The sequence below is a fragment of the Salipiger sp. HF18 genome (assembly GCF_011806505.1).
Taxonomy (GTDB): domain Bacteria; phylum Pseudomonadota; class Alphaproteobacteria; order Rhodobacterales; family Rhodobacteraceae; genus Salipiger; species Salipiger thiooxidans.
In genome coordinates this window covers 1-935 of the sequence record NZ_JAATOS010000863.1, presented here as the reverse complement: position 1 = coordinate 935, position 935 = coordinate 1, and the positions used below count along the sequence as shown (strand labels likewise).

The following is a 935-nucleotide window of genomic DNA, read 5'->3' as shown; positions in this document are numbered from 1 at the left end:
TTCTGAGATGGGGGGCCGCGGCCGGGGCGCAGACTGTGGTTTCCGCGGATTGGTGGGGCGTTGGGCTGGTTCGGGCGCTTGGTGCGTCTGCCTGAGCGGTCAGGCGCGGTTTCCTGATGTATCGGCCACGCGTACTGGCCGCGCCCGTGTGGTGACCTTGTGCGGTGGTGAGGGGGCGCCCTGTTCTCCGATCTCGCGCGGGCGGGGGCGTCGGGACGCCTCCGGCGGGAGTTTATCTGGCAAGATGAAGGGGCGGGACGTCCCGAGGGACGGGCCGGTCAGCCGTTCGGCATCCGCAGCACCACGTTCCGGCCGTTCTTGTTGAGCTGGAGTTCCGTATCGCCGATGGCCGCGACGCGGCCGCCGTCCAGACGGTCGCCCACCTTCACGTTCTGCAGCCGCCCGTTCGACAGCCGCACCAGCGCGCGGCGGCTCGAGGGGGTGCCGAAGACGCCGATCAGGTTGATCTGGCGCAGGTTGATCTGGTTCTTGACCGTGGCCGCGCCCGCGACGCTGCTGTTCTGCGGGATCCGCGGCGCGGCGGGCTGGGCGCGCACGGTGGCGGCGGAGGCGGTCCGCACCGGTTCGGATTCGGTGCGCTTGACGATGGTGTCGATGTCGCGCGGCCGGTTCTTCGGCTGAATCGAGCTTGCCACCGCGAGCCGTGTGCCGACCGGCACCTCGGCGATGATTTCGTCCGCCTCGGCGTCGGGGTCTGCGTCTGCTTCCGGCGGGGTATCGACGGTGGCGGCGACCTGCTGGGCGATGGCCTCTGCCATCGCCGCCTCGGCCTGCTGCTGGGCCGCTTCGCTGATCGCAGCGGGGCGTTCGATCGGGCGCTTTCCGGCCAGTTCCGCAAACGAGTTGCCGCCCAGCGTGGCGCGCTCGGCCTGTTCGACGAGATCGCCGGGGCGGGGCTGCGGGCGGCTCTGGGC

1 pseudogene is annotated in these 935 nt (G+C 71.2%); it reads right to left on the bottom strand.

Annotation, left to right across the window (positions count from 1 at the left end):
* Positions 1 to 278 precede the first annotated feature (278 nt).
* Positions 279 to 935 (bottom strand): annotated as a pseudogene (locus HC022_RS27590) (pilus assembly protein PilP); the annotation flags it as partial.